Here is a 14,658-nt window from a genome sequence, read left to right as displayed (position 1 = left end):
CCATGAATAAGACTCTGCAACGCAACGACACTCGTGAACATCTGCTCGCTATTGGCGAGCAGGTTTGTTTACAGCGCGGCTTTACCGGCATGGGATTGATCGAGATGCTGGCGCTGGCGGAAGTCACTAAAGGCTCGTTCTACCACTATTTCGGTTCGAAAGAGGCCTTTGGCGTGGCGCTGATTGAGCGCTACTTCGCCAACTTCCAGCAACAGATTGATCAGCAGCTGAATCTGCCCGGTTTACCGCCGAGCGAACGCCTGTTAGCGCATTTCCGCTACGGCGAAAGGCTGTTTATCGAGCAAGGTCATATTGTTGGCTGCCTTGGCGTGAAATTGTCAGCCGAAGTGTGCGATCTCTCCGAACCCATGCGCGATGCCCTGCAACAAGGCGCCAATGCCATCATCGCTGCCTACACGCGCTGTTTGACTGAGGTAGCCGCTGAGCAGCCGCTGCCGTTTGGGCAAACACCGCAGCAACTGGCGCAGCGCTGCTACTTGTTGTGGCTCGGGGCCAGTTTGCAGAGCAAGATTTCCCGAGAGCCGGGTCCGATTAGTCTGGCGCTCGAAACCATCGAACAGTGGCTGATAAGTCACTGATTTTTAAAAATCGTCGTTACTAGACGACCGGTCTTCCTGGAGCAATCAATATGGCGAGTAAGCAGCTGTTCTCCCCACTCAAAGTGGGCGCGATTACCGTACCGAACCGCATTTTTATGGCCCCGTTGACGCGCCTGCGCAGCATTGAGCCGGGCGATATTCCGACGCCGCTGATGGCTGAATATTATCAGCAGCGCGCCAGTGCCGGTTTGATCATCACCGAAGCCACCCAGATCTCTTTCCAGGCGAAAGGCTATGCCGGTGCGCCGGGTCTGCACACACAGCAGCAAATTGCCGCGTGGAAAATGATTAACGAAGGCATTCATGCCGCTAACGGTCACAGCGCCGTGCAGCTGTGGCACACCGGTCGCATTTCTCATAATAGCGTGCAGCCAGAAGGCAAAGCGCCGGTCGCACCGACCGCGCTAGCGGCAGGTACGCGCACTTCCCTGCGCGCTGCGGATGGTTCTGTCTATCGTGAAGACACCTCAGTACCGCGCGAGCTGTCAGTGGCTGAAATTCAGCAAATCGTCAAAGATTTTGGCCAGGCCGCCGCCAATGCGCGCGAAGCCGACTTCGACCTGCTGGAACTGCACTCAGCGCACGGTTACCTGATGCATCAGTTCCTCGCACCCGGCTCAAACCAGCGTAGCGATGAGTACGGCGGTTCGATTGAGAAACGTGGTCGTTTCGCGCTGGAAGTGGTTGATGCGGCGATTGCTAACTGGTCTGCCAATCGTATCGGTATCCGCGTTTCGCCAATCGGTGCCTTCCAGAATCTGGAAAATGGCCCGGAAGAAGAGAAAGCGGCATTGTGGTACATCGCCGAGTTGGGCAAGCGCGGCATCGCCTATCTGCACCTTTCTGAGCCAGACTGGGCAGGCGGACAGCCTTATAGCGATGCATTCCGTGAGAAAGTGCGTGCGCTGTTCCCGGGCGTGATTATCGGTGCCGGTGCTTACACCGTTGAGAAAGCAGATGATCTGATTGCACGCGGCCTGATTGACGCGGTGGCGTTTGGTCGCGACTTTATCGCTAACCCGGATCTGGTTGCTCGTTTGCAGCAAGATGCGCCACTCAATCCGCAGCGTCCTGAGAGCTTCTACGGCGGCGGCGCGGAAGGTTACACCGATTATCCAACCCTGTAAGAAAATGGCTGCCGCGTCGGATAGGCGGCAGCGTTGTTTCATCAGTGTGTATACTTAGTTGTCTTGTCATTCACTGATGACGTTTTAAAAAAGAGGATGTTATGCGTTTACTTCACACCATGTTACGCGTTGGCGATTTGCAACGTTCTATCGATTTCTACACCCGCGTGCTCGGCATGCGCGTGCTGCGTCAGAGCGAAAACACCGAGTACAAATACACGCTGGCATTCGTTGGCTACACCGAAGAGAGCGAAGGCGCGGTGATTGAGCTGACTTACAACTGGGGCGTGGATAAATACGATCTCGGCAACGCTTACGGCCATATCGCGCTGGGCGTGGACAACGTGGCTGACACCTGCGAACGCATTCGCAGCGCGGGCGGCAACGTGACGCGTGAAGCGGGCCCGGTAAAAGGCGGTTCTACCATTATTGCGTTTGTCGAAGATCCAGACGGTTACAAGATCGAACTGATTGAAAACAAACATGCCGGTCACGGCTTAGGCAACTAAGGTTGCTGGTCAGCCTGCTATTTGCAGGCTGACTTCCCTCTCCTGCTGCACCCTCCTGCGATTTTTGCCATAATGCGCGCTGCCCTATTTATTGCCATGAGATCCTGATGTCTGAATCGAACGCTTTAAACGCTCTCCACCAACGCTTCCGCGGTTTTTATCCTGTTGTGATCGACGTTGAAACCGCAGGTTTCAATGCACAAACCGATGCACTGCTGGAAATTGCAGCCATAACGCTGAAAATGGATGAAGACGGCTGGTTGCACCGCGATGAAACGCTGCACTTCCATGTGGAACCGTTTGAAGGCGCCATTCTGAATCCTGCGGCGCTGGCGTTTACCGGCATCGATCCCACCAATCCGCTGCGTGGTGCGGTAAGCGAATACGAAGCGCTGCATGCGATTTTTAAAATGGTGCGCAAAGGCACCAAAGATAGCGGCTGCAATCGCGCCATTATCGTGGCGCACAATGCCACTTTCGATCTCAACTTCGTGATGGCGGCCGCAGAGCGCGCCAGCCTGAAGCGCAATCCGTTCCACCCTTTTGCCACCTTTGATACCGCAGCGTTAAGTGGTTTAGTGCTGGGGCAAACCGTGCTGGCGAAAGCCTGTAAAGCGGCGGGAATGGAGTTTGATAGTACGCAAGCGCATTCGGCGCTGTATGACACCGAGCAAACCGCGACGCTGTTTTGTGAGTTGGTGAACCGCTGGAAACGCCTGGGCGGCTGGCCGCTGGCTTTCAGTGAAGAACCCGCAGACGACGCGTCTGTCGAGTAAGCAAAGAAAAGGCCGACATTTGTCGGCCTTCTGCATTATTCCGCTTCTTTATACTTCTCAGCGGTCTCTTTCAGCAGTGGCTGAAGTTCACCGCGCTGGAACATCTCAACGATGATGTCGCAGCCGCCGACCAGTTCACCATCGACCCACAGCTGCGGGAAGGTTGGCCAGTTAGCGTATTTTGGCATTTCAGCGCGAATGTCCGGGTTCTGCAGAATGTCCACGTATGCGAAACGCTCGCCACACGCAGAAAGCGCCTGCACGGCTTGCGCCGAGAAACCGCAGCTTGGCAGCTTTGGAGAACCTTTCATGTACAGCAGAATCGGGTTTTCTGCGATCTGACGCTGAATTTTTTCAACAGTACTCATTATTGCCTTCCTTAATCTTCTACTTCGTGTTTGTTTATTGTAGCGATTTCGCTCCCGGACTGAAAACGGGATTTTGCGTTTGCACTGGCTAATCGCCATGTTTGTTAAGTTAACGCATGACAAATAACATTTTCATATCATTAATTGGCATTAATAAATTAATAATTAGCAATAGTTTCGCTGCGTTAACCAGCTGAAATAGCTCATTTTTGCTACAGAATCAATCTGGTAACATATTAATGGAAAAAGGCCTTACCTTTTGGAAAAAAAGTGGATTAGAATTGCCTCGGCGCTGATCGCTTGATCAGATTTCTCTCACTTTAACGCAGTCTGCTTTCATTCAGCCTGCTTAACCTGTAACCGGATTATGCGTCTACTAATAACGCTTTTCATACTGGCTTTCGCCCAACTGTTTTTTAATGTGGCTGCTGCATCTCCGCATGCGCCCGTTAATGCCAGTTCGCTTAAAGCAGAGAAAAAGAGCGCACGTGAAGACGAGCGCCGCAAACGACGCCCGGTGAAAACCACCACCAAAAAATCGCGCCTGACTGCTGTTCAAAAATTCAAACTCAAAAAACAGACCAAAACAGAAACTGCGCTGCATAAAACCACCAGCAAAAAATCCCCGCTGAAACTCTCTGCTAAGAAATACGGTCATCAACGTTTAGCGAAGAAAACACCTGAGATCGCCGTCGATGATGAAGCATTAGCGCTGACCGGCATCAAAATGAGTAAGGCGCACCGCCAGCGTTATCAAAAGGCGCGTGAAACGGCGATGACCAAATTAATGGGCCAACTCGGCAAACCTTATCAGTGGGGCGGCACTTCGCCACACACCGGTTTCGACTGCAGCGGCTTAGTGTGGTACGCCTATAAAGATCTGGTGAAATTCAAATTCCCGCGCACCGCCAATGAGATGTATCACCTGCGCGATGCGGCACCGATTAAGCGTGAAATGCTGGAGAAAGGTGATCTGGTGTTCTTCCGCATCAATAATCGCGGCACTGCCGATCATGTTGGCGTGTATCTCGGCAACGGGAAATTCATTCAGTCGCCGCGTACCGGCAAAGATATTCAGATTAGCGTATTGGGTGAGGATTACTGGCAAAAACACTATGTGGGCGCGCGTCGTATGATGACGCCAAAAACTATTCGCTAGCTGTTGCGCAACAATCATAAAAAAGCCGGATGCTGTTCTCAGCTCCGGCTTTTTTGTTAATGCATGATCGCGGTAAAGCTGAAGGCGATAATCATCAACAGTGCGCCAACAGTGGTCATTAGCGCCAGCTTCAGGTCGGTATTCATTACAACTCCTTAGTCACACAATTATTAGGGTTAAAGCGATTTTCGCACAGCAATGGGCAAAAATCTCGTGTTATCCGCGCCAGCTTGCTAGAATCGCCGCCTTTCGTTGCGCAACAGATTTTGCGCATGCTGTATTTACAGCGTGATGAAGTGATTTCGCCTGCTAAAACACACCATTTCGCCTGCTTTTTGGGCTATAAAAGCATTAGCAGACGCAAACGTTTAACAATATACTTATCAGTAAGTTGCGATAAGCCCAGGAGTACCATTTTCATGGCAACAATTAAAGATGTCGCAAAACGCGCGGGTGTCTCAACCACCACGGTTTCGCATGTCATCAACAAAACGCGTTTCGTTGCGGAAGAGACGCGTAACGCCGTATGGGAAGCGATCAAAGAATTACACTACTCGCCCAGTGCCGTGGCGCGTAGTCTCAAAGTTAATCACACCAAAACCTTAGGTTTGCTGGCGACCTCCAGCGAAGCGCCCTATTTCGCTGAAATTATCGAAGCGGTGGAGAACCGTTGTTTCGAACGCGGCTACACGCTGATTCTCGGCAACGCGCATAACGATCTGCAAAAGCAACGTGCTTACCTGTCAATGATGGCGCAAAAGCGCGTCGATGGCTTGCTGGTGATGTGTTCTGAGTATCCAGACGATTTGCTACAGATGCTGGAAGAGAACCGCAACATTCCCATGGTGGTGATGGATTGGGGTGCATCGCGCGGTGACTTCACCGATACCGTGCAGGACAATGCGTTTCAGGGCGGCTATCTCGCCGGGCGTTATCTGATTGAACGCGGTCATCGCGATATCGGTGCCATTCCCGGCCAGATGGAGCGCAACACCGGCGGCGGCCGTCACGCTGGCTTCCTGCAGGCAATGAACGAAGCGGACATTACGGTGCGTCCTGAATGGGTAGTTCAGGGCGACTTTGAGCCTGAATCGGGCTATCAGGCGATGCAGCAGATTTTAAATCAGAAACAGCGCCCAACGGCGGTGTTCTGCGGCGGCGATATTATGGCGATGGGCGCGATTTGCGCTGCTGATGAGATGGGCTTGCGCGTACCGCAGGATATCTCGGTCATCGGCTACGATAACGTGCGCAACGCGCGCTATTTCACGCCAGCGCTGACCACCGTGCATCAGCCAAAAGCCGAACTGGGTGAAAAAGCGCTGGAAATGCTACTGGATCGCATCACCAGCAAGCGTGAAGATCCGCAAACCATTGAGGTTCAGCCAACGCTGATTGAGCGCCGTTCGGTGGCGTACGGTCCGTTCCGCGACTATCGCCGCTAAGCAGACACTTCGCTGAGCCATTCGTGGTTCAGCGTTTCGGCATCCCCGAGATAAGCCAGTAACCACTCCAGCGCCGGTGACGCGCGCTGTTCTGACCAGCTGACGCAGCACGGACTGTCCGGAAAGGCCTGCGGCAGTGCCAGTTCGACCAGTTTATGGCTATCCAGCAGCGGACGTGCCAGATGGCCCGGCACCATTCCAACGCACAATCCTGCCAGCAAACAATCCATTCCGGTTTCCCATTCTGGTACCACCAGACGTCGCTGATTATCCAGCGTCCATGTCATACGGCGCGGCAACGCACGCGAGGTATCTTCCAGCACCAGCGATGGCCATGCCCGCAATGTTTCATCATCCAGCTCCCTGCTGTTAACCAGTGGATGATCGGGACTCACTACACAACGCCAGTTCAGTGCGCCCATATCCTGAAAGGCAAAACGTCCGCCCACCGGAATCGCCTGGGTTGCGCCAATAGCCACATCAACCCGGCCATCAGCCAATGCATCCCATACGCCGTTGAACACTTCGTAGCTGATAATCAGCTCCATATCGGGAAAATGGCGATAGAAATCCTTCACTAACTGCCGCGTGCGCTGCGGTTTAACAATGCAGTCAACCGCGATACTTAGCTCCCCACGCCAGCCATTTGCCAGTTGCTGACACTGTCGACGGGTTGCCAGCATTTTTTTGATAACAGATCGCCCTTCACGCACAAAATGCTCGCCCGCGGGTGTCATCACCACTTCGCGGTGCTGACGCTCAAACAGCGGCACTGCCAGCCAGGTTTCCAGCTGTCGTACGGTATAGCTGACGGCAGAAGGCACACGATGCAGCTCCTGCGCTGCCGCACTAAAACTCCCAGTGCGCGCCACCGCATCCACCACTTCAAGCGCATATTCTGACCACATAATTTTGCCTTCAAAAAATTTAACAGCACTATGCAAATATTAGCGTTTCACAAAGCGCGTTGCATCCTTTTACACTCCCCGGCGTTCAACCTGCCCAAAAGAGAATCAACATGTTGTCGTCTAAAGCATTTATGCCTTATCTTGCCGTGCTCAGCATGCTCGGCTTTCTTGCCACGGATATGTATTTACCTGCCTTTGGCGATATGCAGCGTGATTTCGCTAGCGCACCTGGCACCATTAGCGCCAGCCTGAGTCTGTTTCTCGGCGGTTTCGCCTGTGCCCAGGTATTTTGGGGGCCGCTGTCAGATCGTTACGGGCGTAAACCAATTTTGCTGGCCGGTTTAGCCATCTTCGCCCTTGGTTGTCTGGGGATGCTTTGGGTGACCGATGTCCGCCTGATGCTGGCGCTGCGTTTTGTGCAGGCGATTGGCGTGTGTGCTGCTGCCGTGAGCTGGCAGGCGCTGGTGGTGGATCACTATCCAAAAGCCAAAGCCAATAAAGTGTTTGCGACAATTATGCCGCTGGTTGCGCTGTCTCCGGCGCTGGCACCGCTGCTCGGCGCCTGGCTTATCGGCCACTTCCACTGGCGCAGCATCTTTATCACATTGACGCTGGTTGCCGTGGTGTTGCTGATCGGTACGCTGCAGTTAACCTCGCCTAAGCGCGAGAAAGTTGCGGCAGGCAAACAACCTGGATGGTTGACCTTGCTGGGCACCCGCGTTTACAGCGGTAACGTCTTGATCTACTCGGCGTGTTCGGCGAGCTTTTTCGCCTGGCTGACGGGATCACCTTTCATTCTCGCCGCTGCTGGCCTGACGCCGGGCGATATTGGCCTGAGCTATATTCCGCAGACCATTGCATTTCTGATTGGTGGCTTTGGCTGCCGCACGCTGTTAAATCGTTATCAGGGCGCGCAACTGCTGCCGTGGTTGCTGGTGTTGTATAGCCTGAGCATCCTGAGTTTGTTTGTCATCGCCCTGATGCCCTCAGCGCCGCTGTTTGTATTGTTGATGCCCTTCTGCGGCATGGCGCTGGCCAATGGTGCGATCTATCCGATTGTGGTTGCTAGCGCATTAGCGCCCTTCCCGCACGCCACCGGTAAAGCCGCAGGATTACAGAACTTATTCCAGTTAGGATTATGCTTTGTTGCCAGCCTGCTGGTCTCCGCCGGCCTTGAACAGGCGTTGTTCAACACCACGTTAGTGATGGTCGCCACCGTGGTACTGGCGTGGGCGGGCTTTGTCTGCCAGCGATCGCTAAACGCACAAAGTGATATTGCCCACACTTCCCGTCCCTGCGAAGATAATCTCTGACTCAATGATTTTCGTTAGCAAACTAACGATAACCCGTTGAATATTGACCCACGTGAGCATATACTCTGTGGGTCAGTAATTCTGTATTAAATCAATAATATAAATGTAATACCTTTAGCGACACTGTCGCGGGATGGCGTCTGCACATTATCCGGTGCGGCGACCCACTTTTCTGCTCAAATTCATACCTCTGTACTACGTCGTACAACGTCGGATTTCTGGCGCACGGATTTTCCGTGAGTTCTCTCACAGGTCTTGGGAAATTGGCTATTCTTTTTCTCAGGTTCAGATCGGAAGGTGATGGAGAAGCTATGAGTTCATCTGTTATAGAAGAAGTGAGCCTTGAAGAAAACCACTGGTATCGGATCGTCAATGAACTGCTAGAGCGGGCTGATATTGCAGTTAATGGCACTCGTCCCTGGGATATTCAGGTAAAGCATCCAGATTTTTTTAAACGCGTTCTTGAGGAAGGATCGCTCGGATTAGGTGAAAGTTACATGGATGGTTGGTGGGAGTGCGAACAGCTAGATATGTTCTTCCATCGCGTTTTAAAACACCATCTGGATAAACAATTACCCCGGCATTTTAAAGATACGTTGCGCATCGCCGCCGCGCGTCTCACTAATTTGCAATCAAAAAAACGCGCCTGGATTGTGGGTAAAGAGCATTACGACCTTGGTAATGATCTATTCTCACTGATGCTTGATCCTTATATGCAATATTCCTGCGGCTACTGGAAAGATGCTGATACCCTGGAAAACGCGCAGCAAGCCAAACTGGATATGATTTGCCGCAAGTTGCAACTTGAACCGGGCATGACGTTGTTGGATATCGGTTGTGGCTGGGGTGGACTGGCAGAATACGCCGCGCGCCATTATGGCGTCACGGTGCATGGCGTGACTATTTCAGCTGAGCAACAAAAACTGGCACAACAACGCTGTGAAGGACTGGATGTGACTATATTACTTCAGGACTATCGCGACCTGAATAATCAATATGATCGCATCGTTTCTGTCGGTATGTTTGAACATGTCGGGCCGAAAAACTATGCCACTTATTTTGATGTTGCTGACCGCAACCTCAAACCAGACGGCATATTTTTGCTGCACACCATTGGCGCCCTCACCACAGATATGAATGTCGATCCGTGGATTGATAAATATATCTTCCCGAACGGTTGTTTGCCGTCAGTGCGTCAAATCGCTGACGCCAGTGAGCCACATTTCGTCATGGAAGATTGGCATAACTTTGGCGCAGATTACGATACGACGTTAATGGCATGGTATGAACGTTTTCAGGCGGCGTGGCCGCAGCTGGCTGAGAAATATGGCGAACGTTTTAAACGAATGTTCGACTATTATCTCAACGCCTGCGCCGGTGCGTTTCGTGCCCGTGATATTCAGCTGTGGCAGGTAGTATTCAGTCGTGGCAAGGATGGCGGTTTACGCGTTGCGCGTTAATAAGCTTTCAAATGAATCAAGGCGCCGCATGGCGCCTTTTTTAACGGTATTATTCTGCGCCAGCAATCTGCGCCAGTGCAGCGGCTTCACGCTGCGCTAATACGCGCTCAACCGTTTCCACAATGGCCTGCGTATGCGGATCAATCTCAATATTGACCTTATGACCAAACTTCTTCGCGCCTAAAGTGGTGCGCTCCAGCGTTTCCGGAATCAAATGCACACAGAATTTGCTTTTCGTCACGTCGCCAACGGTCAAACTAATTCCATCGATACCCACGAAACCTTTGTGCAGAATATATTTGATCTGCGTGGCGTCCTGTAATTTAAACCAGATTTCGCGGTTGTTTTCAGACTGGATGATTTTGCAGATTTCCGCCGTGGTCATAATATGGCCAGACATTAAATGGCCGCCAATTTCATCACTGAACTTCGCTGCACGCTCAATATTCACCACATCCCCCACCTTTAATTCACCCAGGTTGGTAATGCGCAGTGTTTCTTTAATCAGATCGAAGCTGACCAAATCGCCGTTAATCTCGGTTACGGTCAGGCAGCAGCCGTTGTGTGCCACCGATGCGCCAAGCGCCAGTCCCGGTAACAGATCCTCCGGTAAGCGCACAATATGGGTTCGAAACAGATCTTTCTCTTCAATGCCGACAATTTCTGCCGTGCCTTGCACAATTCCAGTAAACATAATCTCAGCCTCTGCAAATTTTGCGTCAGTTTATCACAGCTTGTTGGCGGCAGCTTAATTTGGCGGAGTTCCAACTTTACACAAATTGCTAAACAAAATGCGATCAACGTTTGGCGGAAGCCAGCGCTGCCGCTACACTATGCCGCGCATTCTTTGGGGATTTAGCCCCGCTCTCTTCTTTAATTAAGCAGGTGTAACGTGCAGAAGTATTTTACAGAAGCGCGTCAATTGCTGGCCCTCGCGATCCCGGTCATCCTTGCTCAGGTGGCCCAGACGGCGATGGGATTTGTAGATACTGTTATGGCCGGTGCGGTAAGCGCCACGGATATGGCCGCCGTTGCTGTCGGCACCTCTATCTGGCTTCCCGCCATTCTGTTTGGTCATGGTCTTCTACTGGCTTTGACGCCTACCGTTGCGCAACTCAACGGTTCAGGACGACGCGAACGTATCGCGGAACAAGTGCGCCAGGGATACTGGATGGCAATTGCCGTTGCGCTACTGATTATGGTGGTGCTGTGGAATGCCGGTTATCTGATTAACACCATGCATGACATCGATCCTGAATTGGCCGCCAAAGCCGAAGGATACCTGCATGCGTTGCTGTGGGGCGCACCGGGATATCTGTTGTTCCAGGTGATGCGCAACCAGTGTGAAGGTTTGTCGAAAACCAAACCGGCGATGCTGCTCGGCTTTCTCGGACTGATGGTGAACATTCCGCTCAACTATGTCTTCATTTACGGGCATTTCGGTATGCCGGCCTTAGGCGGCGTCGGCTGCGGTGTGGCGACGGCATCGGTATATTGGGTGATGTTCCTGGTAATGCGCTTCTGGGTGAAACGCATGGCAAGCATGCGCGATATCCGCATGAAAACGCGCTGGTCCGCGCCGTCACGCGCAATCTTGTCACGCCTGTTCACGCTGGGTTTGCCAGTGGCGTTGGCGCTGTTCTTTGAGGTGACACTGTTTGCCGTGGTTGCGCTTCTAGTATCACCACTCGGCATCGTCAAAGTGGCCGGGCACCAGATTGCGCTCAACTTCAGTTCGTTGATGTTCGTGTTGCCGTTGTCGCTCGGCGTGGCCACCACCATTCGTGTTGGCTATCGACTCGGACAAGGTTCAGCCGAACAGGCGCGCGTTGCCGCGTGGACTGGGCAAGGCGTCGGCATCAGCATGGCGGCCATCACCGCGCTCTTTACCGTGATCTTCCGTCATGATATCGCCGCGCTTTATACCGCAAATCCTGAAGTCATTACCCTTGCGGCGCAACTGATGCTGCTGGCGGCAATCTATCAGTTCTCAGATTCGATTCAGGTGATTGGCAGCGGTATCTTGCGAGGATATAAAGACACGCGCTCGATCTTCTTCATTACTTTTATCGCGTATTGGGTGCTGGGTTTGCCGGTGGGTTATGTACTGGCGATGACGGATTGGGTATTGCCAAAACTCGGTCCCGCCGGTTTCTGGTGTGGCTTTATTATCGGCCTGACCTCCGCAGCAGTGATGATGATTTGGCGCATCCGTCGTTTGCAGCGCCTGCCTGCGCAAGTGATTTTAGCGCGCGCCGCGCGCTAAGTGGCTGGTAACGGCGAAAAAAACGACGCATAGCACAGTTGCTGGTCAGTCGTAGGGGAAAAACACTTTTTCCCCTTGCCAGCATCACAGCCTGCCGTTAATATTCGTCCCCGCTGTCGCCCTGACAGCGTGTTGCGCTCTTAGCTCAGTTGGTTAGAGCACCACCTTGACATGGTGGGGGTCGATGGTTCGAGTCCATTAGAGCGCACCAAGTGCGTCCGTAGCTCAGTTGGTTAGAGCACCACCTTGACATGGTGGGGGTCGGTGGTTCGAGTCCACTCGGACGCACCAATTATTGAATATTCTGCATGCGCTCTTAGCTCAGTTGGTTAGAGCACCACCTTGACATGGTGGGGGTCGATGGTTCGAGTCCATTAGAGCGCACCACTCTGGTTTTATCTCCTTGCGCAACACCTTTTTCTTGATCTGCATCGTCTTTATCACGCCGCTTTTATATTGGTTTTCGCATACTTAGCGACTATACTATGCCGCGTTGTTCCACCTGAAAGGTTTCAGCGCTAACGTGCCTATGCAAACAACTCCAATGATTTGCGCAACACTGATCACTCAGTTCCCTCGCGTACTGCATAACTTCTCTGCACGCTTTGCTTTCGTCTCCTATTCTTATTTCTGTGAAATCCGTTCCAACACCATAAATATTCTCACTTCGGTGCCATGCGCATCGAATCCCGACCTTTATCATCCATCACAACTTATAGAAAACCTGACATGAAAAAGACCAAAATCGTTTGTACTATCGGTCCAAAAACCGAATCTGAAGAGATGCTGACCCAACTGCTGGAAGCGGGCATGAACGTGATGCGCCTGAACTTCTCGCACGGGGATTACGCTGAACACGGCCAACGCATCACCAACATGCGTGCTGTTATGGAAAAAACCGGTCGTCAGGCCGCTATTCTGCTGGACACCAAAGGTCCGGAAATTCGTACCATGAAACTGGAAGGCGGCAACGATGTGTCGTTGAAAGCCGGCCAGACCTTCACTTTCACTACCGATCAGTCGGTAATTGGTAACAGCGAACGTGTTGCCGTGACCTACGCCGGTTTCACTGAAGACCTGAAAATTGGTAACACCGTGCTGGTCGACGATGGCTTGATCGGTATGCAGGTGACTGAAGTCACTGAGAACTCAGTGGTCTGTAATGTCCTGAACAACGGCGATCTGGGTGAGAACAAAGGCGTTAACCTGCCAGGTGTCTCCATTCAGCTGCCTGCACTGGCGGAAAAAGATAAGCGCGACCTGATCTTTGGTTGCGAGCAGAACGTTGATTTCGTCGCCGCTTCATTTATCCGTAAGCGTTCTGACGTGCTGGAAATCCGTGAGCACCTGAAAGCGCACGGCGGCGAACACATTCAGATCATCTCGAAAATCGAGAACCAGGAAGGCCTGAACAACTTCGACGAGATCCTTGAAGCGTCAGACGGCATCATGGTTGCGCGTGGCGACCTCGGCGTTGAGATCCCGGTTGAAGAAGTAATCTTCGCGCAGAAGATGATGATCAAAAAATGTAATAAAGCCCGCAAAGTGGTGATCACCGCCACGCAGATGCTGGATTCAATGATCAAAAACCCGCGCCCTACCCGCGCAGAAGCCGGCGACGTGGCTAACGCCATTCTCGATGGTACCGATGCGGTGATGCTGTCTGGTGAGAGCGCGAAAGGCCGTTATCCGCTGGAGTCGGTCACCATCATGGCGACCATCTGTGAGCGCACCGATCGCGTGATGAAATCCCGCATCGATTCACTGCAAGACTCACGCAAGCTGCGCATCACCGAAGCAGTGTGCCGAGGTGCCGTTGAGACTGCAGAGAAGCTGGAAGCACCACTGATTGTTGTAGCTACCGAAGGCGGTAAATCAGCCAAAGCCATCCGTAAGTATTTCCCGGATGCCACCATTCTGGCGCTCACCACCAACGAAACCACCGCGCGTCAGCTGATTCTGAGCAAAGGTATCGAAACCCATCTGGTGACAGAAATTGCCTCAACTGATGATTTCTATCGCATTGGTAAAGAAATGGCGCTGGAAAGCGGATATGCGCAGAAAGGCGATGTTGTGGTAATGGTTTCAGGCGCATTAGTACCAAGCGGAACGACAAACACCGCTTCTGTACATGTAATCTGATTAGCAACTGAATTTTTATTAAAAAGCGCCTTTTTTAGGCGCTTTTTTTATTGCTGATGTAATACAAAAACCAGAAATTTCCAATCGAAATTAACTATTCAAAATCTCGTATGATTAAGGTTAGTCCGATTAAATCTCTCTGTTTTAGCTAATTATTTTCATCTTCTTCTGTGAAATGCTGTTTCTTTGAGCGAACGATCAAAATTAAGCATGTTCTCATCAAAAATTTATTCTCAACTCAAAAAGCTTTGTGTAATACTTGTAACGCTACATGGAGATTAACTCAATCTAGAGGGTATAAAGAATGAATCGCACTAAACTGGTACTGGGCGCTGTAATCCTGGCTTCAACTATGCTGGCTGGTTGCTCAAGCAACGCTAAAATCGACCAACTGTCTTCAGACGTTCAGACTCTGAACGCTAAAGTTGATCAGCTGAGCAACGACGTGAACGCAATCCGTTCTGACGTTCAGGCTGCTAAAGATGACGCAGCTCGCGCTAACCAGCGTCTGGACAACCAGGCTCACTCTTACCGTAAGTAAGAGTACTGGTTGAAAAATGGTGCC

Annotated in this window: 15 protein-coding genes and 3 tRNA genes; 14 read left to right on the top strand and 4 right to left on the bottom strand. The window is 51.9% G+C overall.

What is annotated here, in order from left to right; all coding sequences use genetic code 11:
• Window positions 1–2: 2 nt before the first annotated feature.
• The 4 genes from ACXIZX_RS08085 (at window position 3) to rnt (ending at window position 3,032) form a co-directional block, all read left to right on the top strand.
• Complete coding sequence (locus ACXIZX_RS08085) at window positions 3–599, top strand: TetR/AcrR family transcriptional regulator (protein WP_479403904.1); 597 nt, start codon at window positions 3–5, stop codon at window positions 597–599.
• Between the two features lie 50 nt (window positions 600–649).
• On the top strand, window positions 650–1,747 hold the full coding sequence (nemA, locus tag ACXIZX_RS08080; protein WP_277966037.1) for an alkene reductase: 1,098 nt from the start codon (window positions 650–652) through the stop codon (window positions 1,745–1,747).
• 101 nt (window positions 1,748–1,848) lie between these two features.
• A complete protein-coding gene (gloA, locus tag ACXIZX_RS08075; RefSeq protein ID WP_007892766.1) occupies window positions 1,849–2,256 on the top strand; it encodes a lactoylglutathione lyase in 408 nt (135 codons plus the stop codon).
• A 107-nt stretch (window positions 2,257–2,363) separates the two neighbouring features.
• Window positions 2,364–3,032 (top strand): ribonuclease T, encoded by a 669-nt coding sequence (gene rnt / locus ACXIZX_RS08070; protein WP_061716684.1) that lies wholly within the window; start codon window positions 2,364–2,366, stop codon window positions 3,030–3,032.
• 35 nt (window positions 3,033–3,067) lie between these two features.
• Here the strand turns inward: rnt and ACXIZX_RS08065 are convergent, their stop codons facing one another.
• A complete protein-coding gene (locus ACXIZX_RS08065) occupies window positions 3,068–3,403 on the bottom strand; it encodes a Grx4 family monothiol glutaredoxin (RefSeq protein WP_175501675.1) in 336 nt (111 codons plus the stop codon).
• A gap of 364 nt (window positions 3,404–3,767) precedes the next feature.
• On the opposite strand from ACXIZX_RS08065, the gene ACXIZX_RS08060 reads away from it, so the two are divergent.
• Complete coding sequence (locus ACXIZX_RS08060; RefSeq protein ID WP_479403903.1) at window positions 3,768–4,559, top strand: C40 family peptidase; 792 nt, start codon at window positions 3,768–3,770, stop codon at window positions 4,557–4,559.
• Window positions 4,560–4,615: 56 nt separating this feature from the next.
• Here ACXIZX_RS08060 and cydH read toward each other — a convergent pair whose 3' ends face one another.
• Entirely contained in the window at window positions 4,616–4,705 is a 90-nt protein-coding gene (cydH, locus tag ACXIZX_RS08055) for a cytochrome bd-I oxidase subunit CydH (RefSeq protein ID WP_007892756.1), read from the bottom strand.
• Window positions 4,706–4,978: 273 nt separating this feature from the next.
• Here cydH and purR point away from each other — a divergent pair, with 273 nt between their 5' ends.
• On the top strand, window positions 4,979–6,004 hold the full coding sequence (gene purR, locus ACXIZX_RS08050) for an HTH-type transcriptional repressor PurR (RefSeq protein WP_479403902.1): 1,026 nt from the start codon (window positions 4,979–4,981) through the stop codon (window positions 6,002–6,004).
• Here the strand turns inward: purR and punR are convergent.
• Window positions 6,001–6,912: a DNA-binding transcriptional activator PunR gene (gene punR / locus ACXIZX_RS08045; protein ID WP_479403901.1), complete on the bottom strand. Its 912-nt coding sequence runs from the start codon at window positions 6,910–6,912 to the stop codon at window positions 6,001–6,003. The two genes, purR and punR, sit on opposite strands and share 4 nt — an antisense overlap.
• A 110-nt stretch (window positions 6,913–7,022) precedes the next feature.
• On the opposite strand from punR, the gene punC reads away from it, so the two are divergent.
• Together punC and cfa are read left to right on the top strand one after the other, a co-directional pair.
• On the top strand, window positions 7,023–8,225 hold the full coding sequence (gene punC / locus ACXIZX_RS08040; RefSeq protein WP_258144994.1) for a purine nucleoside transporter PunC: 1,203 nt from the start codon (window positions 7,023–7,025) through the stop codon (window positions 8,223–8,225).
• Window positions 8,226–8,536: 311 nt separating this feature from the next.
• The gene (gene cfa / locus ACXIZX_RS08035; RefSeq protein WP_008110314.1) at window positions 8,537–9,685 is read left to right on the top strand and encodes a cyclopropane fatty acyl phospholipid synthase; all 1,149 of its coding nucleotides are present in this window, start codon (window positions 8,537–8,539) and stop codon (window positions 9,683–9,685) included.
• Between the two features lie 49 nt (window positions 9,686–9,734).
• Here the strand turns inward: cfa and ACXIZX_RS08030 are convergent, their stop codons facing one another.
• Window positions 9,735–10,379 carry a riboflavin synthase subunit alpha gene (locus tag ACXIZX_RS08030; protein WP_479403900.1) on the bottom strand — a complete coding sequence of 215 codons (645 nt, stop codon included), beginning with the start codon at window positions 10,377–10,379 and terminating at the stop codon, window positions 9,735–9,737.
• Window positions 10,380–10,577: 198 nt separating this feature from the next.
• Between ACXIZX_RS08030 and ACXIZX_RS08025 the strand changes: the two genes are divergently transcribed.
• The 6 genes from ACXIZX_RS08025 to ACXIZX_RS08000 all read left to right on the top strand — a co-directional run bounded on the left by ACXIZX_RS08025 (window position 10,578) and on the right by ACXIZX_RS08000 (window position 14,634).
• Entirely contained in the window at window positions 10,578–11,951 is a 1,374-nt protein-coding gene (locus ACXIZX_RS08025) for an MATE family efflux transporter (protein WP_179451122.1), read from the top strand.
• 134 nt (window positions 11,952–12,085) lie between these two features.
• A tRNA-Val gene (locus ACXIZX_RS08020) sits at window positions 12,086–12,162 on the top strand.
• A 3-nt stretch (window positions 12,163–12,165) separates the two neighbouring features.
• A tRNA-Val gene (locus ACXIZX_RS08015) sits at window positions 12,166–12,242 on the top strand.
• Between the two features lie 19 nt (window positions 12,243–12,261).
• Window positions 12,262–12,338 (top strand) — tRNA-Val (locus tag ACXIZX_RS08010).
• A 342-nt stretch (window positions 12,339–12,680) separates the two neighbouring features.
• Window positions 12,681–14,093: a pyruvate kinase PykF gene (gene pykF / locus ACXIZX_RS08005; protein WP_061716691.1), complete on the top strand. Its 1,413-nt coding sequence runs from the start codon at window positions 12,681–12,683 to the stop codon at window positions 14,091–14,093.
• Between the two features lie 304 nt (window positions 14,094–14,397).
• Window positions 14,398–14,634: a major outer membrane lipoprotein gene (locus ACXIZX_RS08000; RefSeq protein WP_007892735.1), complete on the top strand. Its 237-nt coding sequence runs from the start codon at window positions 14,398–14,400 to the stop codon at window positions 14,632–14,634.
• The last annotated feature ends 24 nt before the right edge of the window (window positions 14,635–14,658 follow it).

The sequence above is a fragment of the Candidatus Pantoea symbiotica genome, assembly GCF_056491525.1.
The sequence above is the reverse complement of the archived record's forward strand: the minus strand, read 5'-3'. Positions and strand labels throughout refer to the sequence as shown.

Bases quoted from the DNA above. Each gene is read 5' to 3' on its own strand.
- ACXIZX_RS08085 (WP_479403904.1), top strand. From the start codon at position 3: ATGAATAAGACTCTGCAACGCAACGACACTCGTGAACATCTGCTCGCT.
- nemA (WP_277966037.1), top strand. From the start codon at position 650: ATGGCGAGTAAGCAGCTGTTCTCCCCACTCAAAGTGGGCGCGATTACC.
- gloA (WP_007892766.1), top strand. From the start codon at position 1,849: ATGCGTTTACTTCACACCATGTTACGCGTTGGCGATTTGCAACGTTCT.
- rnt (WP_061716684.1), top strand. From the start codon at position 2,364: ATGTCTGAATCGAACGCTTTAAACGCTCTCCACCAACGCTTCCGCGGT.
- ACXIZX_RS08060 (WP_479403903.1), top strand. From the start codon at position 3,768: ATGCGTCTACTAATAACGCTTTTCATACTGGCTTTCGCCCAACTGTTT.
- cydH (WP_007892756.1), bottom strand. From the start codon at position 4,705: ATGAATACCGACCTGAAGCTGGCGCTAATGACCACTGTTGGCGCACTG.
- purR (WP_479403902.1), top strand. From the start codon at position 4,979: ATGGCAACAATTAAAGATGTCGCAAAACGCGCGGGTGTCTCAACCACC.
- punR (WP_479403901.1), bottom strand. From the start codon at position 6,912: ATGTGGTCAGAATATGCGCTTGAAGTGGTGGATGCGGTGGCGCGCACT.
- punC (WP_258144994.1), top strand. From the start codon at position 7,023: ATGTTGTCGTCTAAAGCATTTATGCCTTATCTTGCCGTGCTCAGCATG.
- cfa (WP_008110314.1), top strand. From the start codon at position 8,537: ATGAGTTCATCTGTTATAGAAGAAGTGAGCCTTGAAGAAAACCACTGG.
- ACXIZX_RS08030 (WP_479403900.1), bottom strand. From the start codon at position 10,379: ATGTTTACTGGAATTGTGCAAGGCACGGCAGAAATTGTCGGCATTGAA.
- pykF (WP_061716691.1), top strand. From the start codon at position 12,681: ATGAAAAAGACCAAAATCGTTTGTACTATCGGTCCAAAAACCGAATCT.
- ACXIZX_RS08000 (WP_007892735.1), top strand. From the start codon at position 14,398: ATGAATCGCACTAAACTGGTACTGGGCGCTGTAATCCTGGCTTCAACT.